Origin of the sequence: Vallitalea pronyensis, from assembly GCF_018141445.1 — a bacterium.
GTDB classification, from domain to species: Bacteria; Bacillota; Clostridia; order Lachnospirales; family Vallitaleaceae; genus Vallitalea; species Vallitalea pronyensis.
In genome coordinates this window covers 1,502,136-1,517,966 of the sequence record NZ_CP058649.1, presented here as the reverse complement: position 1 = coordinate 1,517,966, position 15,831 = coordinate 1,502,136, and the positions used below count along the sequence as shown (strand labels likewise).

Below are 15,831 nucleotides of genomic sequence, written 5' to 3'. Positions count from 1 at the left end.
GAATCATCCCTTTCTATTCGTCTGTACTGATGGCTTCTCGCATGGCTGTATCTGCTTTGACATTTTCAATTTTATAATAATCCATTACACCAAGATTCCCCTTCATAAATGCTTCTGAAATAGCCAATGGAATCTTCGCCTCTGCTTCTACAACTTTGGCTCGCATCTCTTCTACCCGTGCTTTCATTTCTTGTTCGCGAGCAAATGCAATGGCTCTCCGCTCTTCTGCCTTGGCCTGAGCGATTTGCTTATCTGCTTCTGCCTGTTCTATCTGCAATCTTGCACCAATATTTTTACCTAAGTCAATATCCGCAATATCAATGGATAAAATTTCAAATGCTGTCCCAGCATCCAAACCTTTTCCAAGAACCCTTTCCGATATGGAATCTGGATTTTCCAAAACTTCTTTATGGGATTTTGCTGAACCAACTGTTGTGACGATACCTTCACCAACCCTTGCAATGACCGTCTCTTCGCCGGCACCACCGATAAGTCTTTCCAGATTTGCACGTACGGTTACCCGAGCGATGGCTTTTACCTCAATACCATCTTTGGCAACGGCAACAACGGGTGGTGTTTCAATAATAATGGGCTTTACACTCATTTTTACAGCTTCTAGCACATCTCGTCCTGCTAAATCAATGGCTGCTCCACGTTCAAAACTAAGTGCCATCTCTGCCCGATGAGCTGCAATAAGAGCATCTACAACCCGATCCACATTACCACCTGCTAATAGATGTGATTCCAGCTGATTCACTGATAATCTTAACCCTGCCTTGGTGGCTCGTATAAGTGGTAACACGACACGGCTAGGCCGCACACGACGTAATTTCATACCAATTAACGTAAACAGACCAACTTTTACATTAGATGCAATCGCTGCAATCCATAACCTGACAGGAATAATACTTACAAATAAAGCAATAAATAAAACAATAGCGCCAATAACAATTAAGATACCTTTTAATTCTTCCATACATAGTCCCTCCTAATTATGATATGTTAGACTCCTTGATCTCACTAACAATAATACTATTACCTTTTACCTCACCTACAACAACTGGGCACCCTTTTGGGATAAATTGCCCCTTTGTTATGACATCGATACTAACGCCATCAAAATCTGCATGACCACTAGGTCGAAGGGGTGTTTTGGTTATACCTTGTTTGCCTAAAAAGAATTTTAAATCATCTTCTTGTTTATCCCATTTTAAGTCTTCATGCAGTATGACAGACCTATTTTTTTTCTTCAATACTTTATAGATAATAATTAACAATAAGATGGTAATGACTAGGATAATCAAGAAGGTGATGATACCTCCACCAATGGATTTTGCAGATATAACAACTCCCGCAACAATGGAAACAATACCTAAACCACCTATTATTCCAAAATTAGGGACAACAATTTCTATGGTTAATAAGATAATCCCAAGAACAATTAACCCAAACGAAATGATACTTATCGTATCCATTTACTCACCTCCTATGCTTGTGCCTATAAGCATGTATATTGACTTACATCTTATAAGCTTATCATACGCTTTCACCATTAACTTTCAATCCTTTTTGTCTGTGTTATACATTTTATTGCTTGTAATGTCAGGTTTTGGCACCTGCATAACAAGGGAGGTATGGGGACTTGTATGATTAATGGATACTTCGCCATTGTATTGCTCCAGTACACTTTTAACAATGTATAACCCCATACCGTGCTCTTCTTGATTATTTTTTGTTGTCACACCACGTTCAAACATAGATGCTAAGAGATGTTCCCCTATAGGGTTACCCGTATTGCTTACCGTCAAGATATAATCCTTAATGTTCTCTTCTATGTGTATGGACACCTGCTTACAGTCATGGTATTGGAGGGTAGCTGTAAAAGCATTGTCAATAAGGTTGCCCAAACATCGGCATAATTCCCAATCGGGCATGACCAGATCGCTTAATCTTGAACGTATAGAAACTTGGTAAAGGATATGTAAACGTTGTGCTTCATTTGCTTTCGCCTGAAGTAAAGCATTAATGGCAATTCTATCTGTTTTTATATTCTCACTTAGCTTACCTATATGTTCATATATTTTGTTTAAATAATCGCGGCAAGCTTCATATTCCTCTAATTCATTAAGGCTATAGATAATCTGAATATGGTTAAGAAAGTCATGACGCTGCATTCTAAGGTCTTGATTAAGCTTTTGCACGTAATCATAAGCCTCATCTTTCATCTTAATCCGTTCTTTCCATCGTTTCAAATCCACCACATCTTTTATGACGAGATAACCATTAATAAGCATTAAAAATGCAATAAATAAGAGGACTATATCCATGTTTATGCGCCAGTTGAATCCAAGTTTTATAAAGCTATAACGACTAAATAAACGATACAGCACCATGGCAATGAGTAATAACACTTGAATCAGATAGAGTAATTGTATGTATTTCCCAATATTCGATAGCTGACGTTTCTTTCTGTTTTTTATAGCCATAACCCCCTTATCTAAAAATATGTCATTTCTATTATAAAGCACTAGTCATGATAAATCAAAAGCTTATGTTGTACACCACTCTATATTCTATTTCATGTTTCAAGATAATATCAGCTTCCGATACACTTTTATACTTAATACTCATATACATAGTATAAAGAGTTATTTTAGGGGATATTGTATGGGTATTTTAGATGATACAGAAATGGTATCGCGTTTTTTTGTCAACACAGACCCTTGTACAAGAGATTTTGTTTTTCGACTACCTGCCGATTGGTGGAGTAGGCATTACGAATACATTTGGACCAGTCATTTTATCCAAGAAGATGATATTTGCTTGGATGCAGCCTGTGGTGTCATGCATCCATTAAAATTTTATCTAAAAGATCATTGTAAAGCGACCTATGCGTGTGATTTGGATAATCGGTTATTTAATGAAGCGGTGTTAAAATCAGAAATTAACCGTTACTTTGGCAGCAGCGGTTTAACATTATATGAGCAAAAATATAGAAAGGGTATACATTACAGTAAGCAAAGTATAATCAACTTAGATTATGATGATCAGACATTTGATAAGGTGTTTTGTATCTCTGTCTTAGAGCATTTGGACCCTTCTGATATGGCTTTATCCCTTCAATCCTTTAAGAGGGTTATGAAGGATGATGGTCTATTGGTGATTACCTTGGATTATCCCACAGTGAATTTGAATGGGTTTGTTGGGATGTTGCAGGCAGCAGGATTAAAGTTTGCTGGAGATTATGATTTGACTTTGCCAGTTGATGCTATTTATACGCGTATTCTTGGAGGTTTGTATTGTTTTAGGGCTGTTTTGAAGAAGGATTTGTAGTTTTAGAAAAGTAATCTTTGGGTTAGGGGTGTTGGGGGCTATCTTAGAAAAGCAATTTTTGGGGCTAGGGCGGGTGCTATCTTAGAAAAGCAATGGTTTGGGCTAGAGGGTATCGGGACTATCTTAGAAAAGCAATGGTTTGGGCTAGGGGGTTTTTGGAAAATATAAGGGGTTAAGCTTTTCAGACCCCTAAACGTCCGTGTTTAGAGGGTCTGCGCTTCGCCGTCCATGGCTTCGCTTTACGCTTAACCCCTTATATTTTCCTATGATATTGACGTAATTGCTTTTCTAAGATAGCCCCTGTTGTATTTGACGTTGATTGCTTTACTAAGATAACCCCTGCTGTATTGACGTTGATTGCTTTACTAAGATAACCATGCTGTATTGACGTTGATTGCTTTTTCTAAGATAGCCCCTGTTGTATTAACGTTGATTGTTTTACTAAGATAACCCTGTTGTATTAACGTTGATTGTTTTACTAAGATAACCCTGTTGTATTGACGTTAATTGCTTTTACTATCATAACCCTGCTGTATTGACGTTAATTGCTTTTACTATGATAACCCTGTTTTATTGATATTGATTGCTTTTACTATGATAACCCTGCTGTAATGAAATGTTTATTGCTATTACTATGATAACCTCTACGAGATATGAAAAGAGTATCACAGGGGTAACTGTGTCTTATTATCTACTGTCCCCGATACATTTCATAGTACTTATCAATCTTCTTTTTCATTTCATCATCAATCAATACTTTACCTAAGACTTCTCGATTCCATAGATGCTCAACGACTTCGTCCATGGTGACGATGGCACAGGTTTTCATTTGAAATTTGTGGGCTAACTCTTTTAGAGCGCTTACTTCTCCTTGCCCTTTTTCCATCCGGTCAACGGATATGATTAAGCCTTTTACATCTACGTCGCCGTTAGCTTTAATAATAGGCATTGTTTCATAGATAGATGTTCCAGCGGTGGTCACATCCTCAATGATGACAACTTTATCGCCATCCTTAAGCTTGCTGCCTAATAAAATCCCTTTATCTCCATGGTCTTTAATCTCCTTACGATTCGAACAATAAGCCACTTCCTTATCATATGCCTGACTTAAAGCAACAGCCGTTGTCACACTAAGAGGAATCCCCTTATACGCCGGACCAAACAACACATCAAAATCCCCTTGAAATTCCTCCATAATTGCTTTCGCATAAAAAACACTCAGCCGACTTAACTGACTACCGGTACGATAATTCCCCGTATTCACAAAAAACGGTGTCTCACGTCCACTCTTCGTCACAAAATCACCAAACGTCAACACACCACACTCCACCATAAATTCAATAAAATCCTTCTTATATTGCTCCATATCCTAACCTCCTATATCAAACATTGTCATTATACTTCACTATTAATCTATCTACTATCCATTTTACTCCATATAAAAAGTTATTATTCAACTCTCATAATAGACTTCATTTGCACACAGTATGATGAATCATAGCATACTAAACAATTATATTTCTTTACCAGCAAATGAAAATTATCCCACTTAACCCTATCTATCTTTCTAACCAAACCAACCCTATCCTTCACGACAAACCTCATACACCACAACCCCAACCAACGTAGCCCAGTAGTTGAATATAGGGGTATAAATAAAGCGATTTTTAATGGGTTATTAGAAAATCTTAGTAAGTGGAAGTCATCATTTCCGTTAAAAACCTTAATTGTCTGACCGTAGGGAGTTTTAAGGTTTAGGAAATGATGACTGGAACGTACTTAGTTTTTCTTATAACCCATTAACATGAGCTGTTTTATACCCCTATATTCAACTACGACTGTCTTGCACAATACTCTATATTCCACTACGACCGTCTTGCACAATACTCTATATTCCAATTCCACTACGACCATCTTACCCTAAACCATAACTCCTTCAAATCTCAACAAACCTACTATAATCTACTCCAAAGCCCCAATCAACTCACGCACATCTTCAACCCCAGTCTCATCCATAAACCTCTCAATACCCTCAATCACATCAACTGTTGCCCTAGGATTCATAAAATTAGCAGTTCCGACAGCCACCCCCGTAGCCCCTGCTAACATAAATTCCACTGCATCTTCACCCGTACATATACCACCTAAACCTATAATCGGTAACTGAATACTCTTATACACCTGATGCACCATTCGAACAGCCACGGGCTTAATAGCGGGGCCCGAAAAGCCACCAACCCTATTGGCTAGAACAGGTCTTCGCTTATAAATATCAATCTTCATCCCCAGTAACGTATTAATCAAAGATACCGCATCCGCACCACCAGCTTCAACAGCCTTGGCAATCTCCGTAATATCCGTTACATTAGGACTTAACTTCACAATCAAAGGCTGTTTTGCATGCTTTTTCACTTCTTTGGTAATGTACTCTGCCATACCCGCATCTGTACCAAAAGCTACACCGCCTTCTTTAACATTAGGACAAGAAATATTCAATTCAATCATATCTATATCTGCCTGTTGTAACCGTTTTGTCACATCCACATACTCTTCCACTGTTTTTCCAGCAATATTCACCACAATATTGGTATTGTATTGTCTCAAGAAAGGAATATCTTCTTCCATAAATACATCCACCCCAGGGTTTTGCAAACCAACAGCATTCAACATGCCCCCATAGGTTTCCGCTATACGAGGTGCAGGGTTTCCTAACCATTCTTTGCTGGCAACCCCCTTGACAATGATGCCACCAAGTCCATTAAGGTCCATATATTCTGCGTACTCTTTACCTGAGCCAAAAGTACCCGATGCGGTCATGACTGGATTATCAAATGTTACACCTGCTATGGTCACGCTTGTATGCATCATAAAATCACCTCCTTAGCATCAAAAACAGGCCCATCCTTGCATACTTTTTTATAGGTAAATCCTGATTCCGTATCTGTTTTTACCTTGCACACACAACCAACACATGCACCAATACCGCAGCCCATCCGTTCTTCCAAGGATAGCTGTGCAGGTATGTCTCGCTCATTAGTCCAAGTCTTTAAGGCGGCTAACATAGGTTTGGGTCCGCAAGCATATACTTGCTGTCCCTTAGCACCTACAGCATTCATTAGATCAATCACTGTACCTTGTTGACCAACAGACCCGTCATCTGTTGCGATATAGACCTGAGCATATTGTTTAAAAGCATCAACAAGATAAGAACCTGTCCGAAAACCTAAGAAAACATGTTTTGTACCTGGCAGCTGTTTTACTAATTCCAGTAAAGGCGGCGTGCCAACACCTCCACCCACAAGAATGCTCTCTTCACATGCAACGGGACTAAACCCATTACCTAATGGCCCAAGAACGTCAATGGTTTGGCCTGCTTGTAAATTGGAAAATTCCTTGGTTCCTTGTCCAACAACCATATACACAATGGTAACAAGACCTGCCCTAGGCTCTACTTGGCAGATACTAATGGGTCTTGGTAATATGCGACTATCAGCCTGACAATACACATTAACAAATTGACCTGGTTTTGTTCGTTCTGCAATCTCCTGCTCTCGAAAAACCATCTGATAAACACCTGCTGCTATTTCTTCGTTGGCTATAATGGATACTGTTTTCTTGGATTTTATATTATCTTGGCACATAGTTCCTCCTAGTTATTAAATTTACCTGTTATATGTTCAATGTCTATTTTCAACACATTTGTTTTTTGCCATGCTTCATCAATGCCTGTATCCTTAACAGCTGGAAAGAACCGTTGCATGAGTGCCATAAGGGCATCTTTCTTTTCTTCTTCCTCATGAACCGTTTTAGCTTGACCAAACAAGATAACACTTTCATACTCTGTGGATATTTTTTCTTCTATGGTATCATAAGCTGTAACAACACAAAAAGACACGTTGGCATGATCCGAGATGTTATCAATCTTATGCCCTTCATAAGCACAATGTAAATAAATACAGGATTGATGATAGACATAATTCATAGGAACACCATAAGGATAACCTTCATCACCTACGGTGGATAGAACACCATACTCACCTTTTTTAAGAATCTCCATACATGCTTCCTTGGGTAATTCTCTTTTGGCTCTTCTCATCTTTCTAAACATATGACCCCTCCTATTTATTTTCTTACATTATAACACATGTACCCTATAAATTATTGTTTACACTGTATTATAATGATAACTCGACTGCATTACGTCTGCAAAGTAAGTTGTTACGTTAGGAAATTTTCTTAACACATTGAGAACACTCCTATCGCATTTGTTAAATTGAGAACTTTCCTTAAGACCTAAAAGTATGCTGTATATATGTTTTAGACAGTATAAAAAGGTATCATTCATTGCCAGCAAGATGCCATATTTTCCTATTATATTTAAATCATCATCAGATGTATTTCATGAGCTTTAGAGACCTAGATTATAAATCTGAGTAGCTTCATGTTGTAAATTGGCTTGTAGTATACCTAATAACCCGTTTGCCGTATCCAGTGATGTTAAGACAGGTACGGAAGCTTCAATGGCAGCACGTCGAATTCGGAAACCGTCTCGGGTCACGTCATTCGCTTTTGTTGGGGTATTAATAACAAGGTCTATCATACCGCTACGTATAAGATCTAGGATATTGGGTACACCTTCACTTATTTTCTTCACTTGATTGACGGATATACCATGTTGTTTCAACAGCCTAGCTGTTCCTTCTGTGGCTACAAAACGATAGCCTTTTTCTGCAAACCCTTTTGCTAAAGGTATAAATTCTTCTTGATCATGAGGTTTTATGGTTGCTAAGATGGTGCCGCCTTCTCTGGGTATACGCATACCAGAACCTAAAAACCCTTTAAATAATGCTTCTTCAAAGTCCTTACCTATGCCGAGAACTTCCCCTGTTGAACGCATCTCTGGTCCAAGACTGACTTCAACATCGGGTAGCTTCTGAGTGGAGAAAACAGGTACTTTTATAGCGACCAGGTCTGCTTCTTTATATATACCAGTACCGTATCCCATGTCTTTTAGCTGCTTACCTAACATGGCTTGTGTAGCCAGATAAGTCATGGGAACACCTGTTACTTTACTAATATAAGGTACAGTTCTTGATGATCTTGGGTTGACCTCAATGATATAAAGTGCTCCTTCATATTCAATATACTGGATGTTAATCATGCCAATCACTTTTAATGCTCTTGCTATCTCTCTGGTTTGTTTTAAAATCTTGTCTTTCATATCATCTTGAATATTTTTGGATGGGTAGATGGAGATACTATCACCTGAATGGACACCCGCTCGCTCTAGGTGTTCCATGATACCTGGTATTAATATATCTTCACCATCGCATATAGCATCCACTTCAATCTCACGCCCTATTAAGTAGCGGTCAATTAATACAGGGTTTTTAGCATCCCGTTCAAAAGCTTGTTTCAGGTATCTGGTTAATTCTTTTTCATGATAAGTAATCTCCATCCCCTGGCCTCCAAGGACATAGGAAGGTCTTACAAGAACAGGATAACCTAACGTACTGGCTTCTTTTAACCCTTCTTGTAAGCTCCATACAGCTTTTCCCTTTGGCCGGTCAATACCCAAGGATTCCATGAGTTCATCAAATTTCTCACGGTCTTCTGCTTCATCAATTTGTTGAGGCTTCGTCCCAAGTACGTGGACACCCATGCCATCTAAGTAGTTGGCTAGTTTAATAGCTGTCTGACCACCAAATTGAAGGATAACGCCTTCTGGTTTTTCTTTTTCAATAATGTTCATGACATCTTCTTCTGTTAATGGCTCAAAATAAAGCTTATCAGCTGTATCAAAATCTGTACTGACTGTTTCTGGGTTATTATTAACAATGATGGTTTCTATACCTTCTTTTTTAAGAGCAAGAATACAATGGACGCTGCTGTAGTCAAACTCTATGCCTTGCCCAATTCTTATGGGTCCTGAACCGATAACCATTACTTTCTTATGATTGGATACAGCCACTTCATCGAATTCATCGTAGGTAGAGTAGTAATAAGGGGATACCGCTTCAAATTCGCCCCCACAAGTATCCACCATCTTAAAGACAGGTTCAATATGGTATGCTTTTCTCAGCTGATAGACTTCTTGAGATGCACAGCCTGCAAAATCAGCGATGGCTTGATCCGAAAATCCTTTTTTCTTAAGGGTAAGCATCCACTCTCTGTCCACGTCTAGAATACCTTTGGTACGGAGTTTTTCCTCTTCATCGACAATACCTTTAATCTTGTTTACAAAAAATGGATCCATGCCTGTAATACGACATACTTTATCCATCCGGTAATTTCTTCTTAGCATTTCCGCTAAGTCGAATAACCGTTCATCATCTGGAATCTGAACCCGTCGCTTTAATTCATCAAGACTTCGTTTAGCCGCTTTCTTATGGTATAAACCGTATTGGCCAATTTCTAGTGAACGCACAGCTTTTAGAAGGGCTGATTCAAAATTATTTCCTATGGCCATGACTTCTCCTGTAGCCATCATCTTCGTTCCCAGTGTTTTCTTAGCCCGTCGGAACTTATCAAATGGCCACTTAGGAATTTTAATAACACAGTAATCAAGGGTTGGCTCAAAACAGGCTTTTGTTTTCTTTGTTACAGCGTTGCTAATTTCATCTAACCCATAGCCAAGAGCAATCTTCGTACTGACTTTGGCAATGGGATACCCTGTTGCTTTCGATGCTAGTGCTGAGGAGCGACTAACACGAGGATTAATCTCAATAATGGCATATTCAAAACTGTCTGGATGCAGGGCTAATTGAACGTTACAGCCGCCTACGATGCCTATCTCATTGATGATATCAATGGATGCTTTTCTAAGCATCTGGTATTCCACATCAGATAAGGTCTGGGAGGGTGCAACAACAATACTGTCACCAGTATGTACACCTACCGGGTCGATGTTCTCCATGTTACATACAGTAATACAATTACCATAAGCATCCCGCATGACTTCATATTCAATTTCTTTCCATCCTTTGATGGATTTTTCAAGAAGTACTTGACCCACTCGGCTTAGCTGTAAACCTGTAGCAAGGATTTGCTTTAATTCTTCACGATCTTCGGCAATCCCACCGCCACTGCCTCCAAGGGTATAGGCTGGTCTTACAACTACGGGGTAACCTATCTTGCTGGCAAAATCAACGCCTTCTTCCATACTGGTTACAATACGACTTTCTATAATGGGCTGACCTATTTTTTCCATAAGTGCCTTAAAATCTTCTCGGTCTTCCCCTTCTTTAATGGCTTCAATGGATGTACCAATAACCCGTACATTGTATTTATCCAGTATACCACCATCATATAACTCCACAGCTAGATTCAATCCTGTTTGACCACCCATGCCTGCTATGACGCTGTCTGGGCGTTCTTTTTCGATGACTTTTTCTAAATACTCAATGGTTAAAGGTTCAATATAAACTTTATCTGCTATTTCTTTATCTGTCATGATTGTCGCTGGATTACTGTTTACCAGAACCGTCTCAATTCCTTCTTCTCGTAATGCTTGACAAGCTTGGGTTCCAGAATAGTCAAATTCTGCCGCTTGCCCTATAATAATCGGCCCTGAACCAATGACCAATACCTTTTTTATACGTCTATCCTTAGGCATGTTATTTCCTCCTTATACGCATGGTTAACTATTATCCCTCATTTATTGATTATGCTTCATCACGTCTACCATTTCGTCAAAAATACCATCCGTATCATAAGGTCCTGGACAAGCTTCCGGGTGAAACTGGATACTAAAGATACCTTGATCTTTTAAAGCCATGCCTTCTACGGTATCATCATTCATATTCAGGTGGGTAATGGCTGCTCCCTCTGGTAAACCATCTCTTGTGACCACGTAACCGTGATTTTGTGATGTAATCATAATACGGCCAGTATCCATGTCTTTGACAGGATGGTTAGCACCTCGATGACCGAATTTCATTTTATCTGTATTACCACCAAGGGCTAATGCAAGTAATTGATGGCCCAAGCAAATGCCTGTTATGGGCCTCATTCCAATCAACTTTTGCACCTCTGTTATGACCTCTTCCAGATCTTTTGGGTCCCCAGGTCCATTGGACAAGAAGATACCATCTGGCTTATGAGCTAGAATATCCTCTGCTTTTGTAAAAGCTGGAAATACGGTTATTTTACAGCCTCGCTTATGGAATGAATCAATGATATTCTGCTTAATACCAAAATCCATGATGGCGATATGTAACCCTTCACCCTCTAAAGCTTTCACATGATTTGTCGTTACCTGCTTCACTGCACTTTTATTACTGTAACCATCCAGCTGCATCTTGATTTGACTATCTGTTAGGTCTCTAACCGTAATAATGCCTCTCATGGTTCCATGATTACGAATTAACTTGGTTAAAGCCCTTGTATCAATTGCTTCAAGTCCTAGTATCCTATTTTCTTTTAGATAAGTATCCAGTTCGAACTCACAGCGCCAATTACTAGGAAAATCACATTTTTCTCTAACAATAAAGCCTTTTACTGTGGCTTTTTTTGACTGCATATCATCAAGGTTAATGCCATAGTTACCAATTAATGGATAAGTCATGGTAACAATCTGACCATAATAAGATGGGTCCGTTAACACTTCTTGGTAGCCTGTCATGCCTGTATTAAAAACAACTTCACCCACTGTTTCCTTAAGGTAACCAAAGGCTCGCCCATGAAAAACAGTCCCGTTCTCAAGAATTAATCTTGCTTTCATCTGTTAACTCCTATCTGTACTAGAAAAAATTGTACGTTATAACCAATTAATAGCATCTCTCTATGCTTTACCTTACTCTATTCAGATCATTTCTCATGGCAATGACTGCTTTTCGAGCAGCGCTTCCAAACTCTTCTGCCTTGAATGTTTTCTTATACTGCTCCTTTGTATAAGCGGCTATGATACCTCGAGATGAATTGACAATAGCACCTAATCCATCTTTGTTGAAGCATCCTGCTAAGTCTTCTGCGGTAGCACCTTGGGCACCGTATCCAGGCACTAAGAAGAAGGTCTTAGGCATCACCTTACGAAGTTCTTTGCTTTGCTTAGGGTGTGTAGCCCCTACTACAGCACCTATGCGACTATAACCAAGCTCACCCATTGCTTCTGTGCCCCATTGATTGACCAATTGTCCTACTTTTTTATAAATGGTATCGCCTTCTACAAGAAGGTCTTGTATTTCCCCACTATTCGGGTTGGATGTTTTGACTAAGATAAATAATCCTTTGTCATAGGTGTTGCAGTTACCTATATAAGGTTCAATGGAATCGTATCCCAAATAGGGATTCAGTGTAATAAAATCTTCTTTATACACCTCAAAGCATTCATCTTCCACTGTAACCCTTCCAATATGACCGTCCGAGTAAGCCATAGCCGTTGATGCAATATCACTTCGCTTAATATCACCAATAATGACAAGGCCTTTTTCTTTAGCATACTGTATGGTATCCATATAAGCTTGTAAGCCTTCTACACCGTATTGTTCATACATAGCCACTTGCGGTTTAACGGCTGGTACAAGGTCATGAACATGGTCGATAATTGTTTTATTGAATTGTAATAGGGCTTCTGAAGCACCCTTTAATGTCTTGCCATATTGTGCATAAGCTTGTTCTTTGATGTGAGATGGCACAAAGTTCAATCTTGGGTCTAGTCCCACTACTGTAGCGTTATTTTTCTCTTGGATACTTCTAATTAATTGATCAATCATGATAATTCCTCCTATTTTACTTATTTATTCTCTCTATATTAACCTTACTTGTTAGGATATTTCTTTCTGCTGTTTTATCTAAGTGACAGAAGTCAATGTACATGTCTACACGACTACTTGTATAAGCTTACAGGTTGCCATCGGTATACACCATTTGACCTGCTACGATGGTATGTGTAACTTTTCCCATAACTTGCTTTCCATGAAATGGACTGTTATGGCTTTTTGAGTGAAACTTGTGCACATCAATGGTATGTTTAGCACTAGGGTCAATGATGGTGACGTCTGCTATCTTACCTTCTTCCAGCACACCTTTGTCAATACCTAGCATCTTCGCTGGATTATATGTTAGCGTCTTGATAAATGCCATAGGGGATAGGATATCTTCTTCCACAAGTTCCGTAATACCCAGTGGTACAGCCGTCTCTAACCCAACAATACCATTTGCCGCTTGTTCTAATCCTCCTGCTTTATCCTCTATAGCGTGAGGTGCGTGGTCCGTGGCTATAATGTTGATGATACCGTCTTTTATCCCTTCCTTGATGGCTTTTAGATCCGCTTTACTTCTAAGGGGTGGATTCATTTTAGTGTTGGTGTTATCTGCTGTCACAGCTTCTTCTGTCAATGTAAAATGGTGTGGGCAAACTTCTGCTGTCACATCCATGCCTTTTTCTCTGGCCTGCCTTAACAAAGCTACACTACCAGCCGTACTGATATGACAAAGATGTAACTTCGCTCCTGTTAGGTTAGCTAATAGGATGTCTCTTGCTACAATGATATCTTCTGCTTCTGAAGGAATACCTTTTGCACCTATGGCCTTAGCACGCTCGCCTTGATGCATGCAACCGCCTTTTGCTAGATTAATGTCCTCGCAATGGGACAAGATAGGCAACCCCTCTTCTTTGGCTCTTATCATGGCATCATATAACACTTTTGAGTCCATAACCGATTGACCATCTTCACTCAAAGCACATATGCCTACTTGGGCTAAAGCTTTTACATCAACGACGGTTTTCCCTTGTTGCCCTATGGTAATGGCACCTACAGGCAGCACATGTACATGGCTTTCTTTTTTTATTTTAGCGTTTATTTCTTGAACAAGCCTGGCATTATCCATAACTGGCTTTGTATTGGGCATGGCACATATGGTGGTAAACCCTCCTGCTGCTGCACTCATGCTTCCTGTTTCTATGGTTTCTTTGTATTCAAATCCTGGTTCTCGCAAATGCACATGAACATCGATTAACCCTGGTGTTACCCAACAGCCTTCTGCATCAATGATATGCTCTGCTTCTTGATTGATATGGTCAGCAATTTCTTTCACACAACCTTCAACAATCCATACATCTTGTTTTTTCTGAAATCCTGTTCTTGGGTTGAACACGGTTCCATTTTTGATTAAGGTCTTCATTTTCTTCCTCCTTATCTAGCCTCTTAGGAAAGCCACCAGAAACATAGCTTTGTTTCCTTAACATGACAAAAGGGAATATACACGATATCTGCATATCATGTATATTCCCCATATAGATTCATATTTTTCAATTCAAAAGGAGGACAGTGTTTTTCTTTAACACCTGTCTCCATGCGGTTCATTATGAAGTGGTTATTTGTGTATTTTTGTACACAATAAAAGAACGCATTGATGTCTCGCATCATAATTCCTCCCTTGCTGGTCTCTCTGTACCAAATTAAAGGTCGACTTGCGTACTGTCGAATGTCTGTTATTAATTTTATATAGAATAGCATATTTTTATAGCAAAGTCAAATGTTTATGCTATTTTTTCATGGGTAAAGTTACACTTATTTCTTCTGCATAAATATGCTATGTACATGAATGATACACCATTGTCGGGTACATATAAATATACTGAAAAAGTGACTAGCCATAAATAAGCTTTCTTCCTTTATTTTCGTACACCATGACTGCGATAAATAGGTACTGTAAACATAATGCCTTTGCCTGTTTGACCTTTGCCGATGTTTAGCACTTCTTCCATTTCATCCATGACCTTAAGTACCATTTCTTCAGAAGGTAAGGCTACAAAAATGGTTTTATTGTATTTCTTATTATCAACATTACCTAATGACCCAAGGACCATGGACCGATGAACACCACAGCTTTCTAAGGCTGATACACCAAAGGTATCGATCATGGTATATCTGGATATATCCAACTGAGCTAATTTCTTTTTAACATGCTTAACTTTTTTCACGTCATTCATAACGATAAATAGAATATACTTACATGCTATCATATAAAACCCTCGTTTCTATACCATTCTAATAATATTCACTTTCAAATTCCTTAGCCATAACCTTTTTATTCTCACGGCTCTCAATATGGCGTTCAAGCTCTCCACCACGCATATGTGTCACAGGTAAGACAAACATGATACCTTTATTGGGCCGCTTCATATCGCCACCTAATATTTTTTCAATATGATTCATAGCAAGTTCTACTTGTTCTTCACGCTCTATCACTGAAAAAATGGTTTTATTATACTGTACATCACCATCTATACTCTTCATGAGACCACCAATAACGGGTATGTTATAGATGTCCTTATTAATGGCTGTTGCTCCCATACTATCAATAATTGTTGCGCCTCTAATACCTAATTGCTTCATTTTAAACAAAACCTCTGATAAGTATTCTGTTTCATTTAATACGATAAACAATACATACACCACAATCACTCCTTTACATCATCATCTATGCGTATCTAAAAGCCTTAGTGGAAAGTCTACCTTTATGAAGTACCCTTTTTACGAGATGACTTCCTTG

The 15,831-nt window shown here is 38.9% G+C and carries 14 protein-coding genes; 1 reads left to right on the top strand and 13 read right to left on the bottom strand.

Going from position 1 to position 15,831, the window contains the following annotated elements; all coding sequences use genetic code 11:
- Positions 1–13: 13 nt before the first annotated feature.
- The 3 genes from floA to HZI73_RS06335 form a co-directional block, all read right to left on the bottom strand.
- Positions 14–976, bottom strand: a complete 963-nt coding sequence (gene floA / locus HZI73_RS06345) for a flotillin-like protein FloA (RefSeq protein WP_212697416.1) — start codon at positions 974–976, stop codon at positions 14–16.
- 16 nt (positions 977–992) lie between these two features.
- A complete protein-coding gene (locus tag HZI73_RS06340; protein ID WP_212697415.1) occupies positions 993–1,475 on the bottom strand; it encodes an NfeD family protein in 483 nt (160 codons plus the stop codon).
- Positions 1,476–1,559: 84 nt separating this feature from the next.
- On the bottom strand, positions 1,560–2,486 hold the full coding sequence (locus tag HZI73_RS06335) for a sensor histidine kinase (protein WP_212697414.1): 927 nt from the start codon (positions 2,484–2,486) through the stop codon (positions 1,560–1,562).
- A 181-nt stretch (positions 2,487–2,667) separates the two neighbouring features.
- On the opposite strand from HZI73_RS06335, the gene HZI73_RS06330 reads away from it, so the two are divergent.
- Entirely contained in the window at positions 2,668–3,333 is a 666-nt protein-coding gene (locus HZI73_RS06330; RefSeq protein ID WP_212697413.1) for a class I SAM-dependent methyltransferase, read from the top strand.
- Positions 3,334–4,024: 691 nt separating this feature from the next.
- Here the strand turns inward: HZI73_RS06330 and pyrE are convergent.
- The 10 genes from pyrE to HZI73_RS06280 all read right to left on the bottom strand — a co-directional run bounded on the left by pyrE (position 4,025) and on the right by HZI73_RS06280 (position 15,734).
- The gene (pyrE, locus tag HZI73_RS06325; RefSeq protein WP_212697412.1) at positions 4,025–4,699 is read right to left on the bottom strand and encodes an orotate phosphoribosyltransferase; all 675 of its coding nucleotides are present in this window, start codon (positions 4,697–4,699) and stop codon (positions 4,025–4,027) included.
- 596 nt (positions 4,700–5,295) lie between these two features.
- Positions 5,296–6,198 (bottom strand): dihydroorotate dehydrogenase, encoded by a 903-nt coding sequence (locus tag HZI73_RS06320; RefSeq protein ID WP_212698706.1) that lies wholly within the window; start codon positions 6,196–6,198, stop codon positions 5,296–5,298.
- A complete protein-coding gene (locus tag HZI73_RS06315) occupies positions 6,198–6,974 on the bottom strand; it encodes a dihydroorotate dehydrogenase electron transfer subunit (RefSeq protein WP_212697411.1) in 777 nt (258 codons plus the stop codon). The genes HZI73_RS06320 and HZI73_RS06315 overlap by 1 nt, the downstream gene beginning before the upstream one ends.
- 8 nt (positions 6,975–6,982) lie before the next feature.
- A complete protein-coding gene (locus HZI73_RS06310; RefSeq protein WP_212697410.1) occupies positions 6,983–7,441 on the bottom strand; it encodes a pyridoxamine 5'-phosphate oxidase family protein in 459 nt (152 codons plus the stop codon).
- Between the two features lie 300 nt (positions 7,442–7,741).
- Positions 7,742–10,948, bottom strand: a complete 3,207-nt coding sequence (carB, locus tag HZI73_RS06305; RefSeq protein ID WP_212697409.1) for a carbamoyl-phosphate synthase large subunit — start codon at positions 10,946–10,948, stop codon at positions 7,742–7,744.
- A gap of 42 nt (positions 10,949–10,990) precedes the next feature.
- Positions 10,991–12,055 carry a carbamoyl phosphate synthase small subunit gene (locus HZI73_RS06300; protein WP_212697408.1) on the bottom strand — a complete coding sequence of 355 codons (1,065 nt, stop codon included), beginning with the start codon at positions 12,053–12,055 and terminating at the stop codon, positions 10,991–10,993.
- A gap of 67 nt (positions 12,056–12,122) precedes the next feature.
- A complete protein-coding gene (pyrF, locus tag HZI73_RS06295; RefSeq protein WP_212697407.1) occupies positions 12,123–13,046 on the bottom strand; it encodes an orotidine-5'-phosphate decarboxylase in 924 nt (307 codons plus the stop codon).
- 127 nt (positions 13,047–13,173) lie between these two features.
- The gene (locus HZI73_RS06290; protein ID WP_212697406.1) at positions 13,174–14,457 is read right to left on the bottom strand and encodes a dihydroorotase; all 1,284 of its coding nucleotides are present in this window, start codon (positions 14,455–14,457) and stop codon (positions 13,174–13,176) included.
- A gap of 493 nt (positions 14,458–14,950) precedes the next feature.
- Complete coding sequence (locus HZI73_RS06285) at positions 14,951–15,301, bottom strand: P-II family nitrogen regulator (RefSeq protein ID WP_212697405.1); 351 nt, start codon at positions 15,299–15,301, stop codon at positions 14,951–14,953.
- Between the two features lie 25 nt (positions 15,302–15,326).
- The gene (locus tag HZI73_RS06280) at positions 15,327–15,734 is read right to left on the bottom strand and encodes a hypothetical protein (protein ID WP_212697404.1); all 408 of its coding nucleotides are present in this window, start codon (positions 15,732–15,734) and stop codon (positions 15,327–15,329) included.
- Between the last annotated feature and the right edge of the window lie 97 nt (positions 15,735–15,831).

Bases quoted from the DNA above. Each gene is read 5' to 3' on its own strand.
- HZI73_RS06310 (WP_212697410.1), bottom strand. From the start codon at position 7,441: ATGTTTAGAAAGATGAGAAGAGCCAAAAGAGAATTACCCAAGGAAGCA.
- carB (WP_212697409.1), bottom strand. From the start codon at position 10,948: ATGCCTAAGGATAGACGTATAAAAAAGGTATTGGTCATTGGTTCAGGG.
- HZI73_RS06290 (WP_212697406.1), bottom strand. From the start codon at position 14,457: ATGAAGACCTTAATCAAAAATGGAACCGTGTTCAACCCAAGAACAGGA.
- HZI73_RS06335 (WP_212697414.1), bottom strand. From the start codon at position 2,486: ATGGCTATAAAAAACAGAAAGAAACGTCAGCTATCGAATATTGGGAAA.
- floA (WP_212697416.1), bottom strand. From the start codon at position 976: ATGGAAGAATTAAAAGGTATCTTAATTGTTATTGGCGCTATTGTTTTA.
- HZI73_RS06320 (WP_212698706.1), bottom strand. From the start codon at position 6,198: ATGCATACAAGCGTGACCATAGCAGGTGTAACATTTGATAATCCAGTC.
- HZI73_RS06300 (WP_212697408.1), bottom strand. From the start codon at position 12,055: ATGAAAGCAAGATTAATTCTTGAGAACGGGACTGTTTTTCATGGGCGA.
- HZI73_RS06340 (WP_212697415.1), bottom strand. From the start codon at position 1,475: ATGGATACGATAAGTATCATTTCGTTTGGGTTAATTGTTCTTGGGATT.
- pyrF (WP_212697407.1), bottom strand. From the start codon at position 13,046: ATGATTGATCAATTAATTAGAAGTATCCAAGAGAAAAATAACGCTACA.
- HZI73_RS06330 (WP_212697413.1), top strand. From the start codon at position 2,668: ATGGGTATTTTAGATGATACAGAAATGGTATCGCGTTTTTTTGTCAAC.
- HZI73_RS06315 (WP_212697411.1), bottom strand. From the start codon at position 6,974: ATGTGCCAAGATAATATAAAATCCAAGAAAACAGTATCCATTATAGCC.
- pyrE (WP_212697412.1), bottom strand. From the start codon at position 4,699: ATGGAGCAATATAAGAAGGATTTTATTGAATTTATGGTGGAGTGTGGT.
- HZI73_RS06285 (WP_212697405.1), bottom strand. From the start codon at position 15,301: ATGATAGCATGTAAGTATATTCTATTTATCGTTATGAATGACGTGAAA.